We start from the raw sequence: 25,987 nt of genomic DNA on the forward strand, positions 1-25,987 counted from the left end.
GGATCCGCGAGGTTGCCGGCCAGCGACTGGCACTACCGCAGGCATTTACATCCAGCCCGGCACCACGAACACCAGCCACGCCAGCAGCGGGCCGAATGCCACCACCAGACCGCTGTAGACCAGGAAGCGGCGGAACAGCGTTTCGCGTTCTTCCTTCGCGGCCGAGGCCACCACCAGTGCGCCGTTGGTCGAGAACGGACTGACATCGACGATGGTGGAGGAAACGGCCAGCGCGCAGATCACGCCAGCGGCACTGAGATGGCCCTGCATCAGGAACGGCACCGCCAGCGGAATGGTGGCGCCCAGCACCGCTGCCGACGAGGCGAACGCGGAGACGATGCCGCCCACGTAGCAGACCAGCAGCGCGCCCAGCAGCGGGATGCCGATGCTGGAGACGCCGTGGCCGATGAAGTCCACGGCACCGGCATGCTCCAGCACGCCGATGTAGGTAACCACGCCGCAGATCAGCAGCACGGTGGACCAGCTGATGCCGTCCACCGCACCCTTCTGGCTCTGCGGCGACAGCAGGGCCAGCACCACTGCAACGGTGATCGAGACCAGGCCGACGTTGAGGTTGTAGATCAGCGCGGCCACACCCAGGCCGAGCAGGCCGATCAGGGTGAACAGCCGCTCGCGGGTCAGGCCCACCGCATCCAGGGCCACCGGGTCGTTGGACAGGGTGCCACCACCGGCTGCGACCAGCGCACCGTGACCTTCGATGGCGAACTGCCGCGATGAGGCCTGCGGGCCGCCGGCCATTGCCAGCTCCGCGGTGCCCGCCGTGCCCGCCGCAGTGATTGAACCGCGACGCAGCAGCGCGATGCCGCCGAAGGCGAAGAAGCAGATCGTGGCCATCATGAAGTTGAAACCGAGGCTGGTCAGGAACACCGCCATTTCGGTGACTTCCAGGCCTGCCTTCTGCACCACGCCATTGGTGATGCTGCCGTACACGCTGATCGGCGAGAAGCCACCGGCCTGCGCGCCATGGATCACCAGCAGGCCCATCATCAACGGATTGATGTTGTACTGCTTGGCAAAGCGCAGCGCGACCGGGCCGATGATCGCAACCGCGGCCGGGCCCAGCGCGCCGAAGGCGGTCAGCACGGCGGTGATCACGAACATCACCCACGGGATGGCCACGATATGGCCGCGTACCGCTTTCACCGCCCAGTGCACCAGCAGGTCGATGGTGCCGTTCTTCTGCGCGATCGCGAACAGGTAGGTGATGCCGACCAGGGTCAGGAACAGGTCGCCCGGGAAGCCGGCGAGAACTTCCTTGCCCCCCATGTCGACCCAGAGCCCGCCGACGATGAAGGCCAGTGCGAAGGCAACGGCGCCCATGTTGATCGGCATCGCGGTGGCGACGATGAACATGATCACCAGACCGATGATCGTTGCAATTTGTGGAGTCATGCGCCCTCCCAGACACCTGATTCGCGTGTTGCACGGATGGAAGCCCGCCATCCCGGGGTATGGCCTGTTACGTACTGCGCGTTACGTACTGCTCAAACCCGTTACTGCAGCCGCTGCAGCGCGCTGCGGACCCACGCCGCCGCGCCGTCCAGGCTCTGGAATTCCTCGATCGCGCGTACCTCGCAGCACGGATAGGCCGGCGCGATCATGCGTGCCAGTGCGTTGCCCGGGCCCAGCTGCAGGAACACGCGCGCGCCGCGCTCGAAGGCCTGGCGCATCACCTGTGCCCATTCGATGGTCTGTGCCAGCTGCGCGGACAGCGTGTGCACCACCGCTGCGGTGTCGCGCACCGGCCGTGCGTCGATGCCGGCCAGCAGCGGCAGGAGCGGCGCGTGCGACGTGGTGGCCTGCAGTGCGGCGGCGAACGGTGCGACCGCCGCCGACAGCAGTGGCGTATGCGCCGGCACATGTACCGGCAGCACGCGCACCTCGGCACCCTGTGCGTGCGCGGCAGCGGCCAGCGCACGCAGTGCCGGCAGCGTGCCGCCAACGATGAAATGATCTGTGCCGTTGGCGATCGCCACGTGTGTGCCGTGGATTTCGCACAATGTCTGCACCGTCTGTCGATCCAGCCCCAGCATCGCCTGCATTCCGGCATCGACCGGACTGACGGCGTCCATGAATCGTGCACGCTGGGCCGACAGGGACAGGCAGGTGGTCACGTCGAAACTGTCGGCGATGGCATGTGCCGCCAGTTCGCCGATGCTGTACCCGGCCACCACGATCGGGTCCGGCACGGCGCCGCGCAGGGCGTGCCAGTGCGCGATGCTGGCGGCGCACAGCAGCGGTTGAGCCTGTGCGTTGTCGAAGCGGTTGTCGGCGGCCGCGGCAGCGAGCACATCGCGCCCCAGCGCGTCGCTCGCCGCATCCAGTACCGCGCGTGCAGCGGCCATGCCGCGCACATGGTCGAACATCGCCGGATGCTGCACACCCTGTCCGGGGCAGAGCAGGGCCAGGCTCATGCGCCCTCCTGCTGCAGCAGGAACCAGGCGCAGGCCAGCAGATCGGCACTGCCACCCGGGCTGAGCCGACGCCTCACGAACGCATCGCCGATGGACTGCAGGCGCATGCGCCAGTCCGGCGCGAAGGCGCCACCCGCGGAAAGGAATGTGGCCGCTTGTTGTTGCGCCCAGCGCAGGCCCTCGGCACCGCCGCGATGCAGCAGGTTCAGATCGTCCACCTGTGCCACCAGCTGCATCAGCGTCTGGCACAACGCGGCGTCGCGCGGCAGGCCGCTGTCCAGCGCATGGCGCAGGGCAGGCAGGGCCAGCTCGCGCAGCACCGGGTAGCCGGCGGCAGCCTGTTCGCGTACGCCGCAGACCCCATGACGCGCACGTGCGCGCTGTCCCGGGCTGTGCGGGTCCAGCGGCGCAGCGATGAGCGCGTCTTTCCACTGCTGAACCGCCAGGCACACCTGCGCGCCCGACACGGCATGGCCATGCACGCGCCTGCGCTCAGCAGCGGCGGCCACCAGCAGGCCAAGGCTGAAGATCGCACCGCGATGGGTGTTGATGCCGGCGGTGGCGACCAGCATGGCCGCTTCAGCGGCAATACCGTGATCGCGCAGCACCGTGAAGGGGGCGCCGGCGGCACCGGCCCTGGCCACCGCCGTGAAGTAGTGGCGCAGGGCAAAAAGACTGCGCAGGAAAGTGCCGGCATCCATGTCGTCATGGCTGCCGCTGTCGAACGGGGTGACCAGGCCCGGCTTCGGAGCGCACGCCAACTCGGCGTGCAGGCTGGCAATGGCCAGCCGTCCCAGGCGTGCGCTGTCGACCACCGCGTCGCGTGCCGGCAACGGCTTCGGGGCGGCAATCATGCGATCGCCTCGCGCGCGACGAACAGTGCATCACGCGCTTCCAATGCGGCTCCATCAAGACGTTTCACCAGCACCTGGCGACTGCGGCCGGCAAGTTCGCGCCAGTTCACCGCGCCACCATCGGGCAGGCACAGCTCGCCATCAAGGCGATGCGGATGGCGGGTCTCCCATGCCAGCAACTGCGCGATCATCGCCTCGGCCTGCGCGGCATCGGTCACCTGCCACAGCAGGTCGATGTCCGAACGCTCATGTACATAGGGCAGGGCGGTCAGCCATTGCCAGGCGAAGGCGCCGAACACACGGGCCGGGGCCAGTGCCTGCAGGTCGTGGAGTGATTCCTGCCACGGCTGTGGAACACCTGCGTCGCCTGCTGCCAGCAGCTCGCTCAACGCCGGCGGAGCGCGCATGCCAGCGACGTCGCACAGCGGTACGCGCAACGACAGGCGCTGCTTGCCTTCGGCCGGTGGCAACGGAACGCCCAATCGCAGGCGCGGATCGGCATCATCCGCGGCACGACGCGCCACCACTGCAGGGAAGCCCTGCGCGAACCAGGCGGCAACACGCGGCTCGTGCACGGGCAGGTCGGCCCGCCAATCGGCATCGGCCGACAGCCAGACCAGCGTGTGCCGGGCCGGCCGCTCAGGCATTGCCGTGGCTCACAGCGATGGCCACCTGCGCAGCCAGCGTACGGCCACCCCGTTCGGCGCCCAGTGCAGCGCGATGGTCACCGTCGACGGCTGCACGCAGTGCTTCCAGCAGGTGATGCGCCAGATCGCCATCCCACAGCGATTGCACTGCGCCCATCGCCACGTAGTTCTCCACGCCCGGTGCGAACACCGGCGAGGTCAGGCTGAGCGCCTGCAGTTTTTCCAACGGCTGCTTGGTCACCCGTGCCATCGCGCGCAGATCCATCACCCGCACCTGCGCATCGGGCAGGGCATGGATGAGGTCGGCCATCAGCCCGAACGACAGGAAGCCGCCGCTGACCGATTCGCCGTAGACCAGCGTGACCAGGCGCGCGCCACGGCGGCGGGCCAGGTCCAGGGTCTGTGCGAGGTGGGCGAAGTAGCCGTTGATGCCCAGCAGTTCATCGCGGCGCGCCAGCCGCTGGCCGGCGGTATCGACCAGCATCACGATGGGACGCTGCGGATGTGCAGCGGTGCTGGCCAGCACGGTGTCGGCCAGCACCAGCGCGTGGTCCACACCGACTTCGATCCTGTCGGTGGTGCCGATCACCGTCACTTCACCGTCGTCGGTGGTCGCTGTGCCGGTCAGTACCGAATCGTTCACCGCGATCGCATGGCCACGCGGGAACAGTGCGTCCAGCAGCGAATTCAATGGCAGGCTCATGGCAGGCTCCGGTGCGCAGTGGCGGCAAGGAAGGCATCGGTTTCCAGCAGCGCCAGACGTTTCGGGTCGGCAATGCCCTGGCGTGCCCAGATCTGCAGGCCATCGTTGCAGTCGCCCCACGCCTGTACGCGCGCCTTCAGCGCGGCGTGGCGTGCCTGCAGCGCGGCCAGTGCCGCGTCGGGGTCGGCGCTGGCGGTGTCTGGCTGCAGCGCATCAGAGGCGGCCTCGGCGAACGCGCTGATCGCATCGGGCACCAGCACCTGCGCCTGGTCGATCAGGTAGCGGTGCTTGCCACCGGTCACCCGCCACACCAATGCGCGGTCGCGCGAATCGAATTCCTCCACGCCGCGCACGGTCTCGATCACTTCGGGGCCGGACAGCGACAGCCGTCCTTCTTCGGACATGATCACCGTGCTGCAGCAGCGGGCGACGATGCCCATGCCACCGAAGGCGCCGTTGCCGCTGCCGATCAGCGCCACCACCGGTACCCCGGCGGCCCGCGCGCCGAGCGTGGCGCGCATGATTTCGGAAATGGCGATCAATCCCGCATTGGCTTCATGCAGGCGCACACCGCCGGTATCGAGCAGCAACAGCACGCCATCGGGATGGGTGTCCGCCGCGCGGCGCAGCAGGCCGGTCAACTTGGCGCCATGCACCTCACCCACGCCGCCGCCCATGAATTCACCCTGCTGTGCGGCCACCAGCACGTGCTTGCCGTGCAGGTGTCCCTCACCGACGACGATGCCATCGTCGAAGGCGGCCGGCTGGTCCAGCTGCGCCAGATGCGGGCTGATGGCGCGCTGGGCTGGGCCGAGAAATTCGCGGAACGATCCTGCATCAAGCAGCCCGACGATGCGCGCGCGGGCATCGGCTTCGTAATAGCTGGTGCGCTGTGCGAGCGTCATGGCTGGCCTCCGTCAAGCAGGGTCTCGACGGCCTGGTCCAGGCGCAGGCTGACCACCGCCGGTGTAGCGCCGGCATCGTTGATCGACACACGCACATCGCGCAGGGGATGACGCTGTGCGAAGTCGGCGATCACCGCCTGCCATACCGTGCCGAAGCCACGTGCAGCGGTGATGATGCGCACGGTCATCGCACCGTCCAGGTCGGCCGGTTCCAGCAGGATTTCCAGGTTGCCCGAGGCCAGTACGCCGACCAGCACCGCATCGGTGGGGAAGCGCACGGGCGTCGTGCCGGCGAATCGATAGTCGAGGGTTTCCATGGCGTGGCCCTTACCAGTTGCGGAAGCGCTTGGGCGGGTCGTACAGACCGCCGGACCAGCGCACCAGGTCTTTCACCGAACGCGCGGCAAGAAGATCGCGGCTGGCATCGCGCACGTTGATGCCGAGATCGTCCGGGCGGCGGATCACTCCGCGGTCGCGCAGGTTTTCCACCATGGCGCGGTCGCGTCCCCTGCCCACGGCGGTATAGCCGGCCACGCCGCGGATCGCCTGCTCGCGTTCTTCCGGGCTGCGGCACAGCAGCAGGTTGGCGATGCCTTCCTCGGTCAGCACATGGCTGACGTCGTCGCCGTAGATCATCACCGGCGGCAGCGGCATGCTCGCGCGCTCGGCCAGGTCCCAGGCATCGAGGCGGTCGACGAAGGCCGGCGCCATGTGCTCGCGGAAGGTTTCCACCATCTGCACCACCAGTTTGCGCCCGCGTGGCATCTCGCCGGGCCGCGCGGCCTGCTGGCCCGCCTTGATCCAGGCGTCGCTGGCGTGGCGGCGGCCGCGTGCATCCGAACCCATGTTGGGTGCACCGCCAAAGCCGGCAATGCGGTCGCGCGTTGCGGTGGAGCTGTTGCCCTGCAGGTCGATCTGCAGGGTGGAGCCGATGAACATGTCGCAGGCATACAGCCCTGCGGTCTGCGAGAACGCACGGTTGGAGCGCATCGAACCATCGGCGCCGGTGAAGAACACATCCCCGCGCGCGGCGATGTACTTCTCCATGCCCAGTTCCGAACCAAACGAGTGCACGGATTTGACGAAACCCGATTCGATGGCTGGAATCAGTGCCGGGTGCGGGTTGAGCGCCCAGTGCTGGCAGATCTTTCCCTTCAGCCCCAGCGACTCGGCGTAGGTCGGCAGCAGCAGTTCGATTGCTGCGGTATCGAAACCGATGCCATGGTTGAGCCGGTTCACCCCGTACTCGGCGTAGATGCCCTTGATCGCCATCATCGCCATCAGCACCTGGATCTCGGAGATCTGCGCCGGATCGCGGGTGAACAGCGGTTCGATATGGTTCGGGCGCGGCGCCTGCACCACGAAGTTGACCCAGTCGGCAGGAATATCGACGCGGGGGAGGGTGTCGACGATCTCGTTGACCTGGGCGATGACGATGCCGCCACCGAATGCGGTGGCCTCCACGATCACCGGCGTGTCTTCGGTGTTGGGGCCGGTGTAGAGATTGCCGTGGCGGTCGGCAGCCTGCGCCGCGACCAGTGCCACACGCGGAGTGAGGTCGATGAAGTAGCGGCCGAACAGTTCCAGGTAGGTGTGGATGGCACCGATCTGGATGCGTCCTTCGGCCACAAGGTTGGCCAGCCGCACCGACTGCGGCCCGGAGAAGGAGAAGTCCAGCTTCGAGGCAATGCCGCGCTCGAACACATCCAGGTGCGAGGGCAGCGACAGTACCGACTGCACCATGTGCAGGTCATGCACCCGTGCCGGGTCGAGGTCGGCCAGCGTCTGGGCGAGGAAGTCGGCCTGCTTCTGGTTGTTGCCTTCCAGGCAGACCTTGTCGCCCGGCTCCAGCAGCGCGTGCAGCAGCTCGGCGACATCGCCAGCGGCCACCTCGTGGCCCCTGGCCCATGGCGCGGCGCGTTCCAGCCGCGCCTGGCGGCCCCGCTCCAGCGTGTCCCAGCTCGGGTTCATCGACGGACTTCCGAATGGCGTTGGAATAATTACGCCATAATTACGGAGTGGTGTGCAACCCGCAGTGCAGCAAAGAAAAGGCCCGCGCGAAGGCGGGCCATTCAGGTGGGCCACGTCGGTGGGTCGTGGCGGAGCGTCAGAAGCGTGCCGACCAACGGTCGGCACCCACCCCCAACAGTGGGCACCCACCCCCAACAGTGGGCACCCACCCCCAACAGTGGGCACCCCCCCAATGGTCGGCACCCACCATTTCCGGGTTGCTCAGAACTTCCAGCGCAGGCTGGCCGCCACGAAGCGCGGTTCGCCGTAGTTGTTGTAGTCCAGGTTGGCCCAGTAGGTCTTGTCCAGCGCGTTGCGCACGCTCAGCGTCGCCGTCCAGTTGTCGCTGATGCGGTAGTTGGCGTTGAACTGCACCAGCGCATACGCCGGCTGGTTCACCGTCACCGTGGTGCCCACACCCACCGGGTAGGGGATGTTGTAGCCCTGCACCTTGCTCTGCCACTGCACGCCACCGCCGATGCTCAGGCGTTCCAGCGCGCCGCGCAGCTGCAGCTGGGTGTTGAGCTGCAGCAGGTCTTCGGCCGGGTTGGCGTACAGCAGATCGGTGGCCGCACGGGTCACCTTGACGTGGGTATAGCCGGCATTGACCGTCCAGCCCGGCAGGATCTCGCCGTTGACGTCCACCTCCCAGCCGCGCGCCTTGGTGCCGTTGACCCCGATGTAGGCCGAGCTGCCGTCGCTGAGTGAGCCTTCCGGCACGCTCATGTCACGCACCGCGTAGTTGTCCTGCTTGGCTTCGAACACCGCCGCGTTGGCGGTCAGGCGACCGTCGAACCACTGCGTCTTCAGGCCCGCTTCCAGGTTGGAGCCCTGCACCGGCGCCAGCAGGTTCTCATTGCGGTCCTTGTAGTTCTGCGGGTTGAAGATCTCGGTGTAGCTGGCATAGGCCGCCACGTTCGGGGTGATGTCGTACACCAGGCCCACGTACGGGGTGATTTCATCGCTCACCTTGTACGCGCCGCTGGTGGCGGTGTAGGCGCCGGCCGCGTTGTAGGCGCGGGTCTGGGTCTGCCAGCGGCTCAGGCGTGCGCCGGCGATCAGCGCCAGCGGATCGGCCAGGCGCAGGCGGGTGGCCAGGTAGAAGCCGCTCTGCGTGGTCTTGGCCACGCGGCGTGCGCCGGTGAGGGTGTAGGTCACTTCGGAGATGTCGCCATCCCAGGTGTGCACGTTGGGAATGTAGTAGCAGCGCTCGCTGCCGCAACGAGCCCAGTCACGCGGGTAGTTCAGCGCAAGGGTGTTGGTGGTGCCTTCCAGGTCGGCCCACTGCGCGCCCACGGTCACGTCGTGCTGCTGGCCCCACAGGTTGAAGGTGCCGGTCAGGTAGGCGTCGACGTTGCGGCGGGTGTCTTCCGAATCGCCGGCGGCGGTGCGCAGGTAGATGCCCGCGCCGGTCACCGGGTCGGGATTGCCGGTGCCGTACAGGCGCATGTTCTGCACGTTGCCACGGGTATGGGCGGTGTTGATCTTCAGCAGCCAGTTGTCACCGAAGCGCTGTTCCAGGTTGGCGAACACCGTGCTGGTCTCGCGTTGCCAGTAGCTCCACTTCGGTGCCAGGTTGGTCGAGCGCGGCAGATGCGCGAAGTTGCCCTGGCTGTCGAAGAACGGCACGGTGCCCCAGGTCGAGCCCACCGGGTTGTTGTCCTGGGTCTGGTAGCCGACGGTCACCGTGGTGCTGTCGGTCACATCGCCTTCCAGCACGGCCATGCCGGCCATCTTGTTCTCTTTGTAGCGGTCGTAATAGAAATCGCGATCGGTGTAGGCGGCGACCACGCGGCTGCGGAAGCGGCCGTCGGCGGTCAGTGGTGCGGTCACGTCCGCTTCCATGCGGCGGTAGTCCCAGCTGCCGGCGCTGACCGAGAACGAAGCGTCGAACTCCTTGCCCGGGCGCTTGCGCAGCAAGTTCACCGTGGCCGACGGCACACCCGCGCCGCTGAGCAGGCCGTTGGCGCCGCGGATCACTTCCACCCGGTCATAGAAGGCGGTGTCGTATTCCTGGTTGGTCGAGCCGCTGTAGGTCGGAATGCCATCCACCTGGAAATCGGTGATGGCAAAACCACGCGCGTAGTACAGCGGACGCTGGGTGTCATAGAAGGACACGCTGACGCCGGTGACATTGCGCATCACGTCGTTGAGGCTGAACAACGATTCGTCCTGCAGGCGCTGCAGGCCGATCACCGTGGACGACTGCGGCGTTTCCTGCAGGGTGATCGGCAGGCGGGTGGTGCTCGATGGTGGCGCGGACTGCTCGGCGCGCACGCTCACCCGGTCCAGGGTCTTGGCGTCGGAGGCGTCGGCAGCGACCTCGGCCAATGCCGACGGCGCAGCCAGGGTGAGGCAGGACAGCAGGGCAGCGGGCAGCAGCGCACGGCGGGGCAGGCGGCTGGGGAAAATCTGGGTCATGGCGGGCTCGAAGCGTGGAGGCGGGGAAGGGGCGGCAACAGTCGTCCAGCACCCGGGCGGCGGCTTCGGGCACATCAGGTCCAACTGGAGGGCGCGGTCACTGCGCAGGACGCAAATGTAAATAATTCTTAACAACATTACAATTCGCGTCATTGCACAGGGGCTTTCAGGCGCGCAGCAAGCGTCAGGGCGGGGTCGGATCCCATTGCCGCAGGCACTGGGCTCTGACCCTGCGAGGGGTCTCCCGGAACGGGTCAAGCCCTTCCGTGCGGGAGGGATCCGCCCCGTCGCCGCGCGCAAACGCAGACGGCCACCCGAAGGTGGCCGTCCGCAGGCATCCGCCAAGCGCAGGCTTACAGCGCCTGCAGCTCTTCGTTGGCGTTGCGCTTTTCCTTGGCCGGGGCCGGCGCGGCCGTCGGTGCCAGTGCAGGCGTCGTACCTGCTTCCACCGGAACCTCCAGGTAGGGCAGGTGCAGGGTCTGGCTGGTCAACGTGCGGATCTCGTTGGTCAGCGCGGCACTTTCGTTGAGCTTGCGGCCGTACGAAGGAACGATCTCGCGCAGGCGGGCTTCCCAACCGGCCTTCATCTGTTCCGGGAAGGCCTTGGCCATCAGGTCCAGCATGATCGGCGGCGAGGTCGAAGCGCCCGGCGAGGCACCCAGCAGCGCAGCGAGGGTGTGGTCCTTGTCGGTCACGATCTCGGTACCGAACTGCAGCACCGCGCCCTTCAGCGGATCACGCTTGATGATCTGCACGCGCTGGCCGGCGGTGACCAGCTTCCAGTCGCCCGGCTCGGCATTGGGGAAGTACTTGACCAGTTCGGCCTGGCGATCGGCATCGTTCAGGCGCGCCTGGCCCATCAGGTACTGCACCAGGTCCAGGTTGTCCTTGCCCACTTCCAGCATCGGGCCGACGTTGTTGTGGTTGACCGACGAATACAGGTCCCACCATGAGCCGTGCTTGAGGAACTTGGTGCTGTACAGCGCGAACGGCCCGAACAGGACCACCGGTTTGCCATCCAGCTTGCGCGCATCCAGGTGCGGCACCGACATCGGCGGCGAACCGGTCTCGGCCATGCCATAGGCCTTCACGCCATGGCGCGAGGTCACGTCCTGGCCCTGGAAGGCGAGGAACTGGCCGCCCACCGGGAAGCCGGCGTAGTCCTTCGATTCCGGGATGCCCGACATCTGCAGCAGCTTCAGCGCCGCGCCACCGGCACCGATGAACACGAAGCGGGCGTGGGTGGTGGATTCGGTGCCGGCCTTGAGGTCCTTCACCGTCACGTTCCAGCTCTTGTCCGCGTTCTGCCGCAGGGCGCTGACCTCATGGTTGAGGTGCAGGCCAAAGTTCGGGCTGTGCTGCAGGCCGGCGGTCAGCTGGCGGGTGATGACACCGAAGTTGACGTCGGTGCCCAACGGCATCCAGGTCGCGGCGACCTTCTGCTTCGGGTCGCGGCCTTCCATCAGCAGCGGTGCCCACTGCTTGATCTGCGCCGGGTCCTCGGAGTACTGCATGCCGTAGAACAGCGGGTTCTTCACCAGCGCCTGCTGGCGCTTGTGCAGGTAGGCGATGTTGTCATCGCCCCAGACGAAGCTCATGTGCGGGGTCGGGTTGATGAAGTCGCTGGGCTGGCTCAGCCGCCCTTCCTTCACCTGGTGCGACCAGAACTGGCGCGAGACTTCGAACGATTCGGCGATGCCGACCGCGCGCTTGGTCTCGATGCTGCCATCGGGCAGTTCCGGGGTGTAGTTCAGTTCGGCGAATGCCGAGTGGCCGGTGCCGGCGTTGTTCCAGCCGTCCGAGCTTTCACCGGCGACGCCGTCGAGGCGCTCGTAGACCTGGATGTTCCAGTCCGGCTGCAGTTCCTGCAGGTAGGTGGCCAGGGTGATGCTCATGATGCCGGCGCCGACCAGCACGACATCGACGGGCTTGTCGTTGTTCGCGGCGGGCACCGAGCGCTGGGTCAGCGGCCAGTACAGGAACAGCGCGGCCACCAGCAACAGCAGCACGAGCAGGGCGAGCAGGGCCTTGCCAAATTTCTTCATGGGGGCGGGATCGTTGGCGGGGAAGGGGGTCAGAATGCGCAAGAAACAGGGAAAGAGCGTGAAGAAACAACGCCTTGCAGCATTCCTGTGGCAATTTTAACCGCTTCCGGTCCGATTTTGATGCAACGCAGCATCCGACGGCTCGCGGCACCCTCACCCGGTAGCGCCGGGCCACGCCCGGCGATGCCCTCGATCACGCCAGCTCAAGGATCTCGTCACCGGCCTCATCGATCTCGCCGGTCGCCTTCCAGCCCAGGTGCCGGTAGAAGCCATGGGAACGCGAGCGCGGGTCGGCCGAGCAGGCCAGGAACAGGCGGCTGTGGCCGGCATCGCGGCTCAGGCTGACCACGTCCTGCAGCAGTTGCCGGCCGATGCCACGGTTCTCGAATTCCGGCAGCAGGGCCAGCACCAGCACCTCGCCGCTTTCGCGGTCGGCAAAGCAGTAACCGGCCATCCGTTGGCCCTCCCAGGCGATGCGGCCAATCGAATCGCCATCGGCGATACCTGCGGCCCAGCTTTCTTCGGTGATGCCCAGTTCGGCCAGTTGCGCTGCACTGAAGGCGTTCTCGCGGGTACGCCCGCGCAGGTTGATGCAAGCGGCGGCATCATCGGGGAGGGCATTGCGGTAGTGGATCGTCATCTGGGAAACCTGCGGTCGAACGGAGCCGGGCGATTGTGGCCGACGCCCATGGAGATTGGATGGAGACGGGCGGCGGTCTTCATTCACTGCCGATGGTGAAGTACTCCGCCGCGAAGTAGCCCAGTTGATAGACCAGCGTCGCTGCGGCCAGCACAAGCTGGATTCGCGCGCTGCGCAGGTGCCATCCCAGCGCGGCAACGATGAGCATCAGGGCCGTGTGCAGTGGGTAGGCATCACCCAGCAGCCGCCATCGGCTTCCCCCTTTGATCGCGGTATCCACAAGGTCCAGAAGCGTCAATATCGCGATCACCCCGAAGATCCAGCGTCGCCGCTGCATCAGGTAGTGGCCGTAACTGCCGTAGTCGCGCAGGTCGTCGGGAAACAGCAGCGCGCACAGCAGGAACCAGGTCGCGCAGTAGGTGATCACGAACAGATAGGTTTCAAACGTCCAGCGGTGTACTTCAACCAGGCGGAATTCCCACCACCAGAAGGTCACCAGCGATACCAGCGTCCACACCACCCAGCACAGGTGCAGCGCCGAACAGCCACGCCGCTGCGGGTGTTCGATGATCTGCGCCAGCCCCTTCAGCAGGGTGGTGATGGACAGGCCGAGGATGATCCCCATCACCACGCGGATATGCAGGAATACCGGTTCGGTTTCCATCGGTCAGCCCCCTCGTCGGTTGCACCGATGCTTGCATGAAAAGGGGGCGGAGGGGATCAAGGCGTTTGTAGCACAAGCGACTTGATCCTCTCCGTCCCCTCTTCAGCGCCTGCGCTGCACCAGTGCCGAGGCGGCGTCCAGCACCGCCCGGGTCAGCAGGGCCATCGTCTGCACGTCGCCTTTCCAGTGCTGCCAGTACAGCGGCACGTCTTCCCACGCGCGCTGCCGCACGTAGACCAGGCGCCCGGCGTCCAGATGGCGCTTGACCAGCGGCAGCGGGTTCATCGTCCAGCCCAGCCCGCCCAGATTGGCCTGCACGAAGGCGCGGGTGGAGGGAATCCACCACGTCGGCGCGGTGCTGGGCAGGTCGGCGCCGGCCATGCGCCGGGCAAAGCGCGACTGCATGTCGTCCTTGCGGTTGAACACCAGCACCGGTGCCTGCGCCAGCGCCTGTGCGGTCACGCCCTTGGCAAAGTGCTGCTCGCGGAACTCCGGCGTACAGGTGGCGGCGTAGCGGATGCTGCCCAGCGCGTGGATCTGGCAGCCCTGCACCGGCTCATCCAGGGTGGTCACGGCCCCCAGCACGGTGCCCTGGCGCAGCAGTTCGACGGTGTGGTCCTGGTCCTCCACCCGCAGGTCCAGGGTGGTGCCGGTGCCCTGCGCGAACTGCTGGGCGGCCTGTGGGAACCAGGTCTCCAGGCTGTCGTGGTTCACCGCTACGGGGATGCTGGCCTGCGGCAGGTCCTCGTCGGCCAGGCCCATCCGGTGCAGCGCGTCGTGCTCCAGCAGGGCGGTCTGCTCGGCCAGCTGCACCAGCAACTGGCCCTCGGCAGTCGCGGTCGCAGGCGTGCCGCGCTTGACCAGCAGGCGGCCGATGCGGTCTTCCAGTGCCTTGACCCGCTGCGAGATGGCCGAGGGGGTGACGTTGAGCGACTGCGCGGCACGGTCGAAGCTGCCTTCGCGGATGACCGCAGCCAAGGCCCGCAGCTGGGCATGGTCGATGCGCATGGCGATTAAGCTCCGCTAATGTTGGTTTAGTAAGTTTAGCTCGTCTTTTCTATGTTGCGGCGCGACAATGGCGTCCGTTCCGGTGCTGTCCGCCTTCGCGAGGCACCGCTCCCCCCAAGCAAGACAAGGTAGTGAATCCCATGTTCTCGGTCATCTCCGCCAGCACCGGCCTTGGTGCCTGGTTCAGTGGTGCGGCTACCGGCATCGGCCTGTTTGCCGTGGTCGGCGCCCAGAGCGCCTTCATCCTGCGCCAGGGCATCCTGCGCAAGCACATCGTGCCGGTGGTCGCCACCTGTGCGGCCATCGATGCGATCTTCATCTTCGCCAGCGTGGCCGGCCTGCGCACGCTTACCACCGCGCTGCCGTGGCTGACCACCGCCGTCCTCTGGACCGGTGTGGCCTTCCTGGCGTGGTATGCGATGAAGTCGGCACGCCGTGCGATCGCCGGTGGCGGTGGCATGGGCGAAGCGGACAGCGATGACGGCAGCCGTCGTGCAGTGCTGATGGCGGCAGTCGGCTTCTCGCTGATCAACCCGCACTTCTGGCTGGACATGATGGTGATCGGCTCCATCGCCGAGAACTTCGGCAATGCGCGCATGGCCTTCGCGGCCGGCGTGGTCACCGCCAGCTGCCTGTGGCTGACCGCGCAGGGCCTGGGCGCGCGCCTGCTGGCGCCGCTGTTCACCAAGCCCAGCACTTGGCGCGTGCTGGACGGCACCATCGCGGTGATCCTCAGCATCCTGGCCCTCACTCTGGCGGTGCGCGGGGTCCATTGACCCGGCGCACGCCCCCCGAACCCACGTCCTTACTCTCTCTCCAAGGTAGTGGCAACGACGGCACCGGCAACGGTGCCGTCGTTTTTTCTGCCCACTGGCGGCGCGGCCGCTGGCCTGCCTAGAATCGGCCAGCCGGGACAAGGCGTCCAGGCGCAAGGGGGGAAGGATGCGCAGGTATGGGTTGGCCGCCATCATCGTGGCAGGGATGTCGTGGGGAACCGTCGCTGCTGTTGATCTGGACGCTTACGTGCGGCCGGACAAGTTCGAGGACGTCGTGCTTTCCCCGGGTGGCAACTATCTGGCCGCAACCGTTCCCGGCGACGGCTTCACCGCTGTGGTCATCCTGCGCACCGACGACGACACGCCCGTGGGCAGTCTGCGGCCGCCGCGCAATTCCCACGTCATCGACATGCACTGGGTCAACGACGAACAGGTGATGTTCGGCCTTGCCCAGAAGTTCGGCACCCGCGACGCACCCTGGGCCACTGGCGAATTGATGACACTCGACGCCCGCAGCGGGCGTCCTGAGTTGCTGGTCGGCTATCGCCAGCTCGGCCTTCGTCTGCGGCCCAGATACCTGGACGCCGTTGCGGCATTCCTCAGCGATGACCTGCCTGACGACGATGACCACGTGGTGATCGCGGTCGGCGGTTCGCGCCTGGATGCCAACGGCTACGCCGCGCGGCTCGAGTTGGCCACCGGCAAGCAGCACCTGTTGGTGCGTCCGCCACTGCCGGGTGCCACCTACACCGTCGATGGCCAGGGGCAGGTCCGGTTCGCGCGGGGCGTCGGTGCAGACAGTGGCAGCCGGCTCTACCACCGCTTCGGTGGCGGCGACTGGATGCTGGTCAATGATGAGAAGCGCAGTGGCCGCGTCGACGTGCCACTGGGTTTTTCCGCCGACGGCCAGGTGGCCTACCTGCAGAGCGAGCAGGCCACGGGGCCCGATGCCATCGTCAGCTGGAACCCGGTCACGCAGGAGCGCAGGGTTGTCCTGCGCGACGATGTGGTCGATCCGGCACGGGTGATCCGCCGCCCCGGCAGCAGGGTGCCGGTCGGCGCACTGTTCCTGGGCGACACCCCACGCACCCGCTTCTTCGATGAAGCATCGGCCGAAGCGCGGCAGTACCGCAGCCTGGAGGCGGCGTTCCCCGGGCGGGCGGTGTTCATCACCTCCAGTACCCGTGATGGACGAAAGCTGCTTCTGGAAACCTGGTCCGGTGCCAACCCGGGCGAGTTCTACCTTTATGACGTTGACCGCAGACAGGCGCACTTCGTGCTTGCCCGCAGCGAATGGATCGACCCGACTGCGACCGCATCGGTGCGGTCCATCAGAGTGAAGGCACGCGACGGACTGGACCTGCATGGGTTTCTGACCGTGCCGCACGGCAGTACCGGCCGCGACCTGCCGATGGTGGTGCTGCCGCATGGCGGTCCCATCGGCGAGTACGATGACGGCCGTTTCGCGCACGAGACGCAGTTGCTGGCAGCGGCCGGCTATGCCGTGTTGCAGGTGAATTTCCGCGGATCCGGCAACTTCGGCCGTGCCCACATGCGTGCGGCTATGCGGCAATGGGGCCGCGCCATGCAGGATGACGTGACCGATGCAACGCGCTGGGCCATCGCCGAGGGCATCGCCGACAGCAAACGCATCTGCATCTACGGTGCCAGCTACGGCGCCTACGCGGCGATGATGGGACCGGTGCGCGAGCCGGGGCTGTACCAGTGCGCGGCAGGCTACGTGGGCGTCTACGACCTGCCGTTGATGTACACCCGGGGCGATGTGGGCAACAGCCGTTCCGGCGTGGCCTATCTGCAGCAGTGGCTGGGCGATCCGGCCTCGCTGGGTGAGGTGTCGCCGGTTGCGTTGGCAGATCGCATCAAGGTGCCGGTATTCCTGGCCGCTGGTGGTGAGGATGCGCGTGCGCCCATCCAGCACAGCAAGCGGCTGCAGGCCGCGCTGGAACGGGCCGGTACACCGGTGGAAACCCTGTATTTCCGCACCGAAGGCCATGGCTTCTACACCCAGGCGCATCGCAGCGAGTACTACGGACGCCTGCTCGCGTTCCTGTCGCGCAGCCTGGGAGGAGCCACCGCACAGACGCAGGCCAGCGGTGATGCGGAGAAGGCACCCTGAGCATGGCCGTGGGCCCTCGCCACTGGCGGAGCCATCGTGGGCCTGCATAGAATCGGCCAACCTGGACAGGGTGTCCGGGACAGGGAGGGGAAGGGATGCGCAGGACTGTACTTGCCGCGCTGCTGTGCGTGGTGGTTGGCGGGGCATCGGCGGGCACCGAAGGGGTAGACCTGGAGCGGTACCTGAAACCGGAGTCATTCTCGGACATCAAGCTGTCGCCGGGAGGCGACTATGTGGCCGGCACCGTGCCGCTGGACGATTCCACCGCGCTGGTCATCCTGCGCACGTCCGACCGCAAGCCTGCGGGTGTGTTCCGGCCGCAGGCGAAGAACCATGCCAGCAGTTTCGAATGGGTAAGCAATGATCGCCTGCTGGTCGGCCTTGCCGAGAAGCTGGGCGCGCTGGATACCCCGCAACCGACTGGCGAACTCTACGGCGTCAATGTCGATGGCAAGGGCGGCGAACTGCTGGTCGGCTACCGCGTGCAGGGGCGCGGGCTGGGCACGCGCATCCAGCCGAAGAAGGTGGAGGACGTCGCGGCGTTCCTCACGGACGAGCTGCCCGGCGATGACCGCAATGTACTGATCGCGGTGTGGCCGTTTGCCGATGATCCCTATACCCGCGTGGAGCGGCTGGATGTGGTCAGCGGACGCCGCGTGCGCGTTTCCGGCTCGCCGGTGCAGCGCGCCGGTTTCACCACCGATGACAAGGGTGAAGTGCGTTTTGCGCTGGGTGCGGCGTCGGACAACGTCAACAAGCTGTACTACCGCGCGGGCACCAATGCGCAGTGGTCACTGGTCAATGACGAGTCACTCAGCCACAGGATCGAGGGCGCGCTGGGCTTCTCCGAGGATGGCACGCTGGCTTATCTGCAGGTCGAGCAGCCCAGCGGCCCCGACGCCATCGTCAGCTGGAATCCGCAGACGGGCGAAAGGCGTGAGGTGCTGCGCGATGCGGTGGTTGATCCTTCCGCGATCATCCGTCGCCCGGGCACTCGCGTGCCCGTAGGCGCGCTGTACCTGGGGGATGTACCGCGCACCCGGTTCTTCGATGAAAAGGGCGCCGATGCCCGACAATACCGCAGCCTGGAAGCGGCATTCGGTGGCCCGGTGTACATCACCTCCAGCACCCGCGATGGCGGCAAGGTGGTGGTGCAGACCTGGTCGGGCAGCAATCCCGGCGATTTCTACCTGTTCGATACCCGCGCCAAGGCCGCCGAACATCTGGTCAGCCGCAGCGAGTGGATCGATCCCAAGCTGGCTGCCAGCGTGCGTCCGTTCTCGTTGAAGGCGCGCGACGGGACGACACTGCATGGCTTCCTGACGTTGCCCAACGGCAGCAGCGGCCGCAATCTGCCGCTGGTCGTGGTGCCCCACGGTGGCCCCATCGGCGTCTTCGACAGCGGCGGCTATGATCGGGAGTCGCAGATGCTGGCGGCGGCCGGCTATGCCGTGTTGCAGGTCAATTTCCGTGGATCGTCCAACTATGGCCGTGCCTTCACACAGGCCGGCGCCAAGCAGTGGGGCGCGGCCATGCAGGACGATGTGACCGACGCCACGCGCTGGGCCATCGCCGAGGGCATCGCCGACAGCAAGCGCATCTGCATCTATGGGGCCAGCTACGGTGCCTATGCAGCAATGATGGGGCCGGTACGGGAGCCGGGGTTGTACCAGTGCGCGGCCGGCTACGTCGGCGTGTACGACCTGCCGCTGATGTTCACCAATGACGCCCAGTCCAGTGATTCAGCGATGACGTGGCAGCGCGAATGGGTGGGTGATCCGAAGACACTGGGTGCCAGTTCGCCGGTGAACCTGGCCGCACAGGTGAAAGTGCCGGTGTTTCTTGCTGCAGGCGGCGAGGACACACGCGCGCCGATCAAGCACACCGAGCGCATGGAGGCGGCATTGAAGAAGGCGGGCTCGCCGGTGGAAAGTCTGTATTACCGTACCGAAGGCCACGGCTTCTACCGGCCCGAGCATCAGCGCGAGTACTACAGCAAGCTGCTTGCCTTCCTGTCGCGCAGCCTGGGCGGCAACACCGCCAGCGCCAGCGCGACCGCCGGTGCTGACAAGGCGCCGTGAGGCAGACCAGCCGCATCCTGCGGACGCGATGCCGGGCAGGGGATGCCCGGCTTCAAGGAGGAAGTCATGAAGCATGCAAAGGTGCTGGCCGCATTGATGGCCATATGCGGCTCGGCCGGGGTGGAGGCTGCGGAGGTTTCGCTGGACGGCTATGTGCGTCGTGCGGAGTTCAATGACATCCAGCTCTCGCCTACCGGCGAATACATTGCCATGACCTTGCCGCTGGAGGGCGCGACCGCCGTGGCGGTGCTGCGTACCGACACGATGGAGCTGGTCGGCAATTTCCGACCGCCGCGCAACAATCACGCCGCCGAGGTCGACTGGGTGAGTGACACCCGCCTGCTCATCGGCCTGGCCGAGAAATGGGGGCCACTGGACCAACCACGGCCGACCGGCGAACTGTATGCCATCGATGCCAATGGCAAACGTGGTGATCTTCTGGTCGGCTATCGCGCCCGCCCGGATGAGCCCGGCTTCGTGACCGGACGGGTGGCCGAGCAGGTGGCTGCGTTCCTGGCCGATCCGCTGGCTGCCGACGAGCGCAACGTGTTGATCTCGCTGTGGCCATTCGCCAACGACACCAATACGCGGCTGGAACGGATGGATGTCATCACCGGGCGCCGCATACCGGTCTCGCGTTCACCTGTGCAGCGCGCGACGTTCACCACCGACAATCAAGGCGAACTGCGCTTCGCCCATGGCGCCGCCGCCGACAACGTCAACAAGCTCTACTATCGCCAGGACCGCGATCGCTGGACCTTGGTCAACGACGAAGGCAACAGCCATCGCATCGAGCGCCCGATCGGCTTTTCTGCCGACAACCGCCTGGCCTACCTGGTGGTTGAACAGGCCCGCGGCCCCGATGCGGTGGTCAGCTGGGACCCGGTCAGCGGCGAACGGCGTACGCTGCTGCAGGACGACACCGTCGACCCCACCCGCGTGGTCTACCAGCCCGGCACGCGCGTGCCGGTGGGTATCCAGTTCGTCGGCGCCGTCACGCGCACCGCCTTCTTCGATGAGCAGTCGCCGACCGCCAGCACCCAGCGCAGGCTTGAAAAGGCGTTTCCCGGGCAGGTCGTGAGCCTGCTCACCGGCACCCGCGACAACGCGCGCCTGCTGGTGAAGGTGAGCTCTGCGACCAATCCCGGCGACTATTTCCTGTACACCACCGCCACCCGCAACGCCGCGTTCCTCACCAGCCGCCATCGCTGGTTTGATCGCGATGGCGGTGCCAGCGTTCGCCCGATCACCCTGGCTGCGCGGGACGGCCTGCCGCTGCATGGCTTCCTGACCCTGCCCAGGGGCAGTGATGGCCACAACCTGCCGATGGTGGTGGTCCCGCATGGTGGCCCGATCGGCGTGTTCGATGATGGTGGTTTCGAGCGCGAGAACCAGTTGCTGGCCGACGCCGGCTACGCGGTGCTGCAGGTCAACTTCCGCGGCTCGGGCAACTACGGCCGTGCACATACCCAGGCCGCTGCCCGGCAATGGGGCCGCGCGATGCAGGACGATGTGACCGACGCCACCCGCTGGGCGATCACCCAGGGCATCGCCGACAGCTCGCGCATCTGCATCTACGGTGCCAGCTACGGCGCGTACTCGGCCATGATGGGCGCTGTGCGCGAGCCGGGGCTGTACCGCTGCGCGGCCGGCTACGTCGGGGTGTACGACCTGCCGTTGATGTTCAAACGGGGCGACATCCAGGATCGCGCCTCCGGCGTGACCTATCTACAGGAGTGGCTGGGTGATCCGGCCACCCTGGCGGCAGTGTCGCCGGTGAATCTGGCGGCGAGCATCAAGGTGCCGGTGCTGCTGGCCGCTGGTCGCGAAGACCTGCGTGCGCCGGTACAGCACACCGAACGCATGGAAGCGGCGTTGAAACAGGCCGGCGTGCCGGTGGAAGCGCTGTATTACCCGCGGGAGGGGCATGGTTTGTATGCCGAGGCCAACCAGCGCGACTACTACAGCCGATTGCTTGCCTTCCTGTCACGCAGCCTGGGGGGCGGTACCGCAGCGGCTGCGACGTCTTCCGACAAGGGCAAGGCGCCCTGAAACACGCGCGGCGGCGACGGCCCGGGGCGCCAACGCGGACGTGGGCCGGCTGCGCAGAAGGGTTTCCTGTCGTTGGTGAAGCAGATGGGCAGGTGCTCGTCTTTGCAACAAATTGCATAGCTCGGGGGCCTGTCGGATGGAGATCATGATTCCTTTGCCGACAGACCGTTGCCATGACCCTGCATGATCGATCTTCTCCCCTGGGTGTCCGCTGTGGACGCCTGATACTTGGCTGTTGCGGCTTTCTGGTATTGAATGCGCTGGCTCAAGCGCCGGAACGCTACGAGGCCGAGGAGGTCGCAAGATCGCTGCTCAGCACCGGTGCGGTCCACGAGGAGGGGCTGCAGTTGCATCGTTGGCTGACAGGTGCTCAGTCAGACGTGCCAACAGGCGCGGAGGGCGAGATCAGGATGATGACGGGCGCGGTGGCGATGGCAACGGGCCTGACCGATAGCTGGATCGACGTGCTGTACGGCGACGAGGGGTCGGCGTCCGAAGCGCAGGCAGCGCGGAAACTGATGGCGGATGCCACCAGCGCAGGGGCCTCGCGATGCATGGCGCACAACGTCAAGGAACAGCCGACCAATGCACCACTGCATGGCGCCGCGTTGGAACGCTTCGGCGATAAAGGGCTGCCGGCCCATGCGAGAGTTGTCGACATACAGTACCGATGCATTACTTCCTACGTATCGGCACATAAGGTCATCGTGCAGGCGACGATCGACTTGCTGAAAGAGGGGCGACGGCCTGCTGCGGGTGCGCTGATAGCCGATCTTGAAGCCGCCATGGAGCGTGATCGGCGATGGCCGGTGGCGGGCGGCGGTGAATTGCAGTTGCTTTCGTTCTGGCAAGGCCGGACGTGGTCCGGCGATCGGCGCCTGGTCGAGACACTTGCCAGACAAATGATCTCGATGGGCGAAGTGGGGCCAGTGGATGCCGGTGCAGAAAAGGCCATTTTTGCTGGCTTCAACGCGCAGACGCTTGAGCAACCCGCGAGGCAGGAGCTGACGACCCAGATCCTGCTGTGGATCCCGCCGTTGCTGCGCCAATCCCTGCGCAGCGATGTGGATGACTATGTTGCCGCCGCAGCAGCCCATCCGCTGCATTGCCGGCCGCTGCAGGCAATATTCATCGATGAAGAAGGCCAGCGCGCGCGCGTCGAAGTCCAATGTAGCGCTCCCATGCTGGATTCCATTGCTGTGCCGGCGATGGCGGCATTCCTGTCGCAGGATGCGCTGGAACAACATTACCGGGACGTGCTGGGCACACTGCGCACTGCCATCGGCAATGCCCGCAACAACACACTTACAGGTTTCACCACCCTGCACTGGAGTGCGGACGACCAGCACTGGGTACTTCCCTCAGGGGCGCACGCTGCACTGCAGGCACGCACGTTGCTGCCCACGCCGGTCGTGGACGAATGGGGGAAGCCATCCAATATCAGCCGCTTCCTGCCTGCAGCCTTGCGTGCGGACAACATCGAACCCTCCGCACTGGATGAGGAAACCCGCAACAGGATCCGGGAGATGCGGTTGCAGATGACCGAGGCCGTGCGCGATGGCTTGTATTGATGCGCGTGGTCTCACTTCACCCCATGCATCATCCGCTTCAACAGCGGCGCAGCGATGAAGGCCAGCAACGCGCAGCCCAGGCCGATCCACATCAGCAGCCAGAACAGGTGTGCATAGGCACCGGCCGCAGCGGCCATGTCCAGCGTTTCGCCTTCAGGTACGTCGATCGCCGCCAGCTTGCCGAACAGCGCGGCCAGCGTTTCGGAGAAGGCCGTCGCCAGGAACCAGGTGCCCATCATCAGGCTCATCACCCGGGGCACCGCCAGCTGGGTGACCGCCGACAGGCCGACCGGCGAAAGGCACATCTCGCCGCTGGCCAGCAGGAAGTAGGCCAGCACCAGCCACCACACGCTGGCCATCTCGCCGGTGGCACCAACGTGCTGCGCGGCCAGCGCCAGCGGTACGAACGACAACGCACCGATCACCAAGCCCCAGGCCGACTTCACCGGCTTGCCCGGCTCCCAGCCGCGACGGTCCATCCAGGTCCACAACGCGGCGAAGGCCGGCGCCAGCAGCACCAGGAACAGACCGCCGAGGTAGGTCAGCGAACCGGCGGTCTGCGGAATCACCAGGCAGTCGCGTACCAGCAGCACCAGCATCAGCGCGACGATGGCGATGAAGAACGTACGCGGCGCGGACGAGCCGGGGCGACGCTCGGACAGGCGCGCGCTGACCACGAAGCCCAGCGGTGCCAGCAGCAGCGAGAGGATCGACCACGGCAGCGGTGAGCCTTCGCGGATCACCAGCGCCGGCACGATGTCCTTGGTCAGCAGGCGGTCGGTGAAGGTTACCCACGAGCCATACGACTGCTCGTACATCGTGAAGAACACCAGCGCCATGAAGATCAGCACCATCAGCGCGACCATCTGCTGGCGCTGCACCGGCGTGCACTGGGTGCCGGTGAACCAGGCGAACCAGACCAGCACGCCGCCCAGCACCACCAGCATCAGCATCAGCGCCAGGCTGATTTCACCGCCAAGCGCGAAGGCACCGTTGCCGGCCGCCCACATCAGCCAGGCCACCGGCAGCACGCCGATCACCGCGCACAGGTAGATCAGCCATTCGCGCGGCAGGCCCAGCACCTTCTGCTTCAAGGTCGCTGGTTGCGGCGGCTCGGCGTGGCCCTGCAGGTATTTCTGGCCCCACAGAAACATCGCCAGGCCGGCCAGCATGCCGATGCCGGCCGCACCGAAGCCGTACTTCCAACCGTAGACCTCGCCCAGGAAACCGCACACCAGCGAAGAGAACAGGGCGCCCAGGTTGATGCCGGCATAGAACAGCGAGAAGCCCGAATCGCGGCGCGGATCGTCCTGCGGATAGAGCTTGCCGACGATGGTGGAGATGTTCGGCTTGAGGAAGCCGACGCCCATGATGATCAGCGCCAGCGACAGGTAGGTCACGGCCAATGCCGAGGTGTCGCGCACTACTTCGCCATTGACCCGGTATGCGGCGTGGCCCTCGAAGGCCATGCCGAGGTGGCCGAGCACCAGCAGGATGCCGCCGAACAGCACCGCCCGGCGCATGCCCAGCCAGCGGTCGGCCAACATGCCGCCGAACACCGGGATGCAGTACACCAGCCCGCCGTACGCGCCGAGCAGGTCCAGCCCGGCCTTGTCGCCGAACAGGTGGTACTTGGTGAGGTACAGCAGCAGCAGCGCCTTCATGCCGTAGAAGGAGAAGCGCTCCCACATTTCGGTGAAGAAGCAGACGTAGACGCCCTTGGGATGGCCGAGGAAGTCGTCGGAAGCGATAGCAGTGGAATTCATCGCGGAATTATAGGCGTGCGCTGCAGGCGCGCGCCGGGTAGCGCCGGGCCATGCCCGGCGGTCCTGTGCGACGCCGGGCATGACCCGGCGCTACCGTTCACAGATACCGCAGCCAGGCCAGGTCGCGTCGTCGTGCCTTGAACCGCGCGAACGCCCGCGTCGGCGGGTACAGCACCACCGCCAATGCACAGGCCACCAGCAGCAGGCCGGCCACCGAGTCCAGGGCATACAGGCAACCGTGGGTCGGGCCCCAGGTCTTCAGGGCCGCCAGGTACAGCAGCTTCAGCACGTACAGGTGCAGCAGATAGAAGAACATCGGCGCTGCGCCGATATCGGCCAGCGGCCGCAGCGCACGCGCCAGCGGCGGCCACTCGTACAGCCGCAACAGCAGCAGGCCCACGCCCAGGGTCAGCAGCAGGAACTGCAGCGAGGGCGGGTACTTGGTGATGTTGAACACGCTCATCCACGTGCGCAGCGTTGTCTGCTGGTACTGCCACGGCGTGTCGCCATAGCCGTTGGCGAAGCGCAGCAGGGCGAAGGTGGCCAGTGCGCCCAGCCCGGTCCACAGCAGCCGCTGCCGGCGCTGCTGCGGGTCGCTGCCGGCAGCGAACCACGGCGCCATCAGGTAGCCCAGCGCGATCACCCCGATCCACGGCAGCACGGGATAGGAGGTACGCAGGCTCACCGGCCCAGCCTCGATCCAGTCGCGCTGGTGCAGCACCTTCCACAGCACCGCCAGGGCGCCGTCGCCCTGCACCCGTAAGCCGTCCAGCAGGTTGTGGCCGACCACCAGCGTCACCGCCAGAACGGCCAGCAGCGGCCGCGGCAGCCACAGCAGGCCGGCCAGCGCGATCATGCTCAGGCCGATCGCCCAGATCACCTGCAGGTACACCGTCTCCGGCGGCCACTGGAAGGTCCAGGCGACGTTGACCAGGGTCAGTTCCAGCACCACCAGGAACAGGCCGCGCTTGAGCAGGAACGCCGCAATGGCACGGCGCGGATCGGCATGGCGCTGGCCGTACAGCCAGGCCGACAGGCCGGTCAGCAGCACGAACACCGGCGCGCACAGGTGGGCCAGCAGGCGGCACGCGAACAGGGCAGGGGACACCGTCGCCGCGTCCATCGGATCGCTGACCTGATGCTGCAGGAAGAACGTCTCGCGCACGTGGTCGAGCAGCATCAGCAGCATCACGGTGCCGCGCAACTGGTCGATGGAGGCCAGCCGGGAGGAGGGGAAGGAGGACATGCGGTGGGTGGGTACAGGTCAACGGA

20 protein-coding genes are annotated in these 25,987 nt (G+C 66.6%); 5 read left to right on the plus strand and 15 right to left on the minus strand.

The window, feature by feature from the left end:
• Nucleotides 1–45 precede the first annotated feature (45 nt).
• The 13 genes from AC07UW_RS02920 to AC07UW_RS02980 form a co-directional block, all read right to left on the minus strand.
• The gene (locus tag AC07UW_RS02920; RefSeq protein WP_495211399.1) at nucleotides 46–1,413 is read right to left on the minus strand and encodes an SLC13 family permease; all 1,368 of its coding nucleotides are present in this window, start codon (nucleotides 1,411–1,413) and stop codon (nucleotides 46–48) included.
• 101 nt (nucleotides 1,414–1,514) lie between these two features.
• Nucleotides 1,515–2,435 carry a malonate decarboxylase subunit epsilon gene (mdcH, locus tag AC07UW_RS02925; RefSeq protein ID WP_495211400.1) on the minus strand — a complete coding sequence of 307 codons (921 nt, stop codon included), beginning with the start codon at nucleotides 2,433–2,435 and terminating at the stop codon, nucleotides 1,515–1,517.
• Nucleotides 2,432–3,289: a triphosphoribosyl-dephospho-CoA synthase MdcB gene (mdcB, locus tag AC07UW_RS02930; RefSeq protein WP_495211401.1), complete on the minus strand. Its 858-nt coding sequence runs from the start codon at nucleotides 3,287–3,289 to the stop codon at nucleotides 2,432–2,434. The genes mdcH and mdcB overlap by 4 nt, the downstream gene beginning before the upstream one ends.
• Nucleotides 3,286–3,936, minus strand: coding sequence for a malonate decarboxylase holo-[acyl-carrier-protein] synthase (mdcG, locus tag AC07UW_RS02935; RefSeq protein ID WP_495211402.1), 651 nt, complete (start codon nucleotides 3,934–3,936; stop codon nucleotides 3,286–3,288). Before mdcG ends, mdcB begins: the two co-directional genes overlap by 4 nt.
• Complete coding sequence (gene mdcE / locus AC07UW_RS02940; RefSeq protein ID WP_495211526.1) at nucleotides 3,929–4,633, minus strand: biotin-independent malonate decarboxylase subunit gamma; 705 nt, start codon at nucleotides 4,631–4,633, stop codon at nucleotides 3,929–3,931. The genes mdcG and mdcE overlap by 8 nt, the downstream gene beginning before the upstream one ends.
• Before the next feature lie 2 nt (nucleotides 4,634–4,635).
• Nucleotides 4,636–5,544 (minus strand): biotin-independent malonate decarboxylase subunit beta, encoded by a 909-nt coding sequence (locus AC07UW_RS02945; protein WP_495211403.1) that lies wholly within the window; start codon nucleotides 5,542–5,544, stop codon nucleotides 4,636–4,638.
• Nucleotides 5,541–5,861 (minus strand): malonate decarboxylase acyl carrier protein, encoded by a 321-nt coding sequence (gene mdcC, locus AC07UW_RS02950; RefSeq protein WP_025873896.1) that lies wholly within the window; start codon nucleotides 5,859–5,861, stop codon nucleotides 5,541–5,543. The genes AC07UW_RS02945 and mdcC overlap by 4 nt, the downstream gene beginning before the upstream one ends.
• A gap of 10 nt (nucleotides 5,862–5,871) precedes the next feature.
• Nucleotides 5,872–7,515 carry a malonate decarboxylase subunit alpha gene (gene mdcA / locus AC07UW_RS02955; RefSeq protein WP_495211404.1) on the minus strand — a complete coding sequence of 548 codons (1,644 nt, stop codon included), beginning with the start codon at nucleotides 7,513–7,515 and terminating at the stop codon, nucleotides 5,872–5,874.
• A 261-nt stretch (nucleotides 7,516–7,776) separates the two neighbouring features.
• A complete protein-coding gene (locus AC07UW_RS02960) occupies nucleotides 7,777–9,975 on the minus strand; it encodes a TonB-dependent siderophore receptor (RefSeq protein ID WP_495211405.1) in 2,199 nt (732 codons plus the stop codon).
• A gap of 353 nt (nucleotides 9,976–10,328) precedes the next feature.
• Entirely contained in the window at nucleotides 10,329–12,020 is a 1,692-nt protein-coding gene (gene mqo / locus AC07UW_RS02965; protein ID WP_495211406.1) for a malate dehydrogenase (quinone), read from the minus strand.
• Between the two features lie 193 nt (nucleotides 12,021–12,213).
• Entirely contained in the window at nucleotides 12,214–12,660 is a 447-nt protein-coding gene (locus AC07UW_RS02970) for a GNAT family N-acetyltransferase (RefSeq protein ID WP_495211407.1), read from the minus strand.
• Nucleotides 12,661–12,739: 79 nt separating this feature from the next.
• Entirely contained in the window at nucleotides 12,740–13,324 is a 585-nt protein-coding gene (locus AC07UW_RS02975) for a hypothetical protein (RefSeq protein WP_312107867.1), read from the minus strand.
• A 102-nt stretch (nucleotides 13,325–13,426) separates the two neighbouring features.
• Entirely contained in the window at nucleotides 13,427–14,332 is a 906-nt protein-coding gene (locus AC07UW_RS02980) for a LysR family transcriptional regulator ArgP (protein ID WP_025873890.1), read from the minus strand.
• 140 nt (nucleotides 14,333–14,472) lie between these two features.
• Here AC07UW_RS02980 and AC07UW_RS02985 point away from each other — a divergent pair, with 140 nt between their 5' ends.
• The 5 genes from AC07UW_RS02985 to AC07UW_RS03005 all read left to right on the plus strand — a co-directional run bounded on the left by AC07UW_RS02985 (nucleotide 14,473) and on the right by AC07UW_RS03005 (nucleotide 22,949).
• Nucleotides 14,473–15,108 (plus strand): LysE/ArgO family amino acid transporter, encoded by a 636-nt coding sequence (locus AC07UW_RS02985; protein ID WP_025873889.1) that lies wholly within the window; start codon nucleotides 14,473–14,475, stop codon nucleotides 15,106–15,108.
• A 166-nt stretch (nucleotides 15,109–15,274) separates the two neighbouring features.
• Nucleotides 15,275–17,245 (plus strand): alpha/beta hydrolase family protein, encoded by a 1,971-nt coding sequence (locus AC07UW_RS02990; RefSeq protein ID WP_495211408.1) that lies wholly within the window; start codon nucleotides 15,275–15,277, stop codon nucleotides 17,243–17,245.
• Between the two features lie 95 nt (nucleotides 17,246–17,340).
• Nucleotides 17,341–19,326 carry an alpha/beta hydrolase family protein gene (locus AC07UW_RS02995; RefSeq protein ID WP_495211409.1) on the plus strand — a complete coding sequence of 662 codons (1,986 nt, stop codon included), beginning with the start codon at nucleotides 17,341–17,343 and terminating at the stop codon, nucleotides 19,324–19,326.
• A 66-nt stretch (nucleotides 19,327–19,392) separates the two neighbouring features.
• Nucleotides 19,393–21,378, plus strand: coding sequence for an alpha/beta hydrolase family protein (locus AC07UW_RS03000; protein WP_495211410.1), 1,986 nt, complete (start codon nucleotides 19,393–19,395; stop codon nucleotides 21,376–21,378).
• A gap of 173 nt (nucleotides 21,379–21,551) precedes the next feature.
• Nucleotides 21,552–22,949, plus strand: coding sequence for a hypothetical protein (locus AC07UW_RS03005; RefSeq protein WP_495211411.1), 1,398 nt, complete (start codon nucleotides 21,552–21,554; stop codon nucleotides 22,947–22,949).
• An 11-nt stretch (nucleotides 22,950–22,960) separates the two neighbouring features.
• Here AC07UW_RS03005 and AC07UW_RS03010 read toward each other — a convergent pair whose 3' ends face one another.
• Both AC07UW_RS03010 and AC07UW_RS03015 read right to left on the minus strand, forming a co-directional pair.
• Entirely contained in the window at nucleotides 22,961–24,715 is a 1,755-nt protein-coding gene (locus tag AC07UW_RS03010) for a peptide MFS transporter (protein WP_033830614.1), read from the minus strand.
• Nucleotides 24,716–24,812: 97 nt separating this feature from the next.
• On the minus strand, nucleotides 24,813–25,961 hold the full coding sequence (locus tag AC07UW_RS03015; RefSeq protein WP_495211412.1) for an acetyltransferase domain-containing protein: 1,149 nt from the start codon (nucleotides 25,959–25,961) through the stop codon (nucleotides 24,813–24,815).
• Between the last annotated feature and the right edge of the window lie 26 nt (nucleotides 25,962–25,987).

The organism is Stenotrophomonas sp. GW821-FHT02D01 (assembly GCF_059421765.1).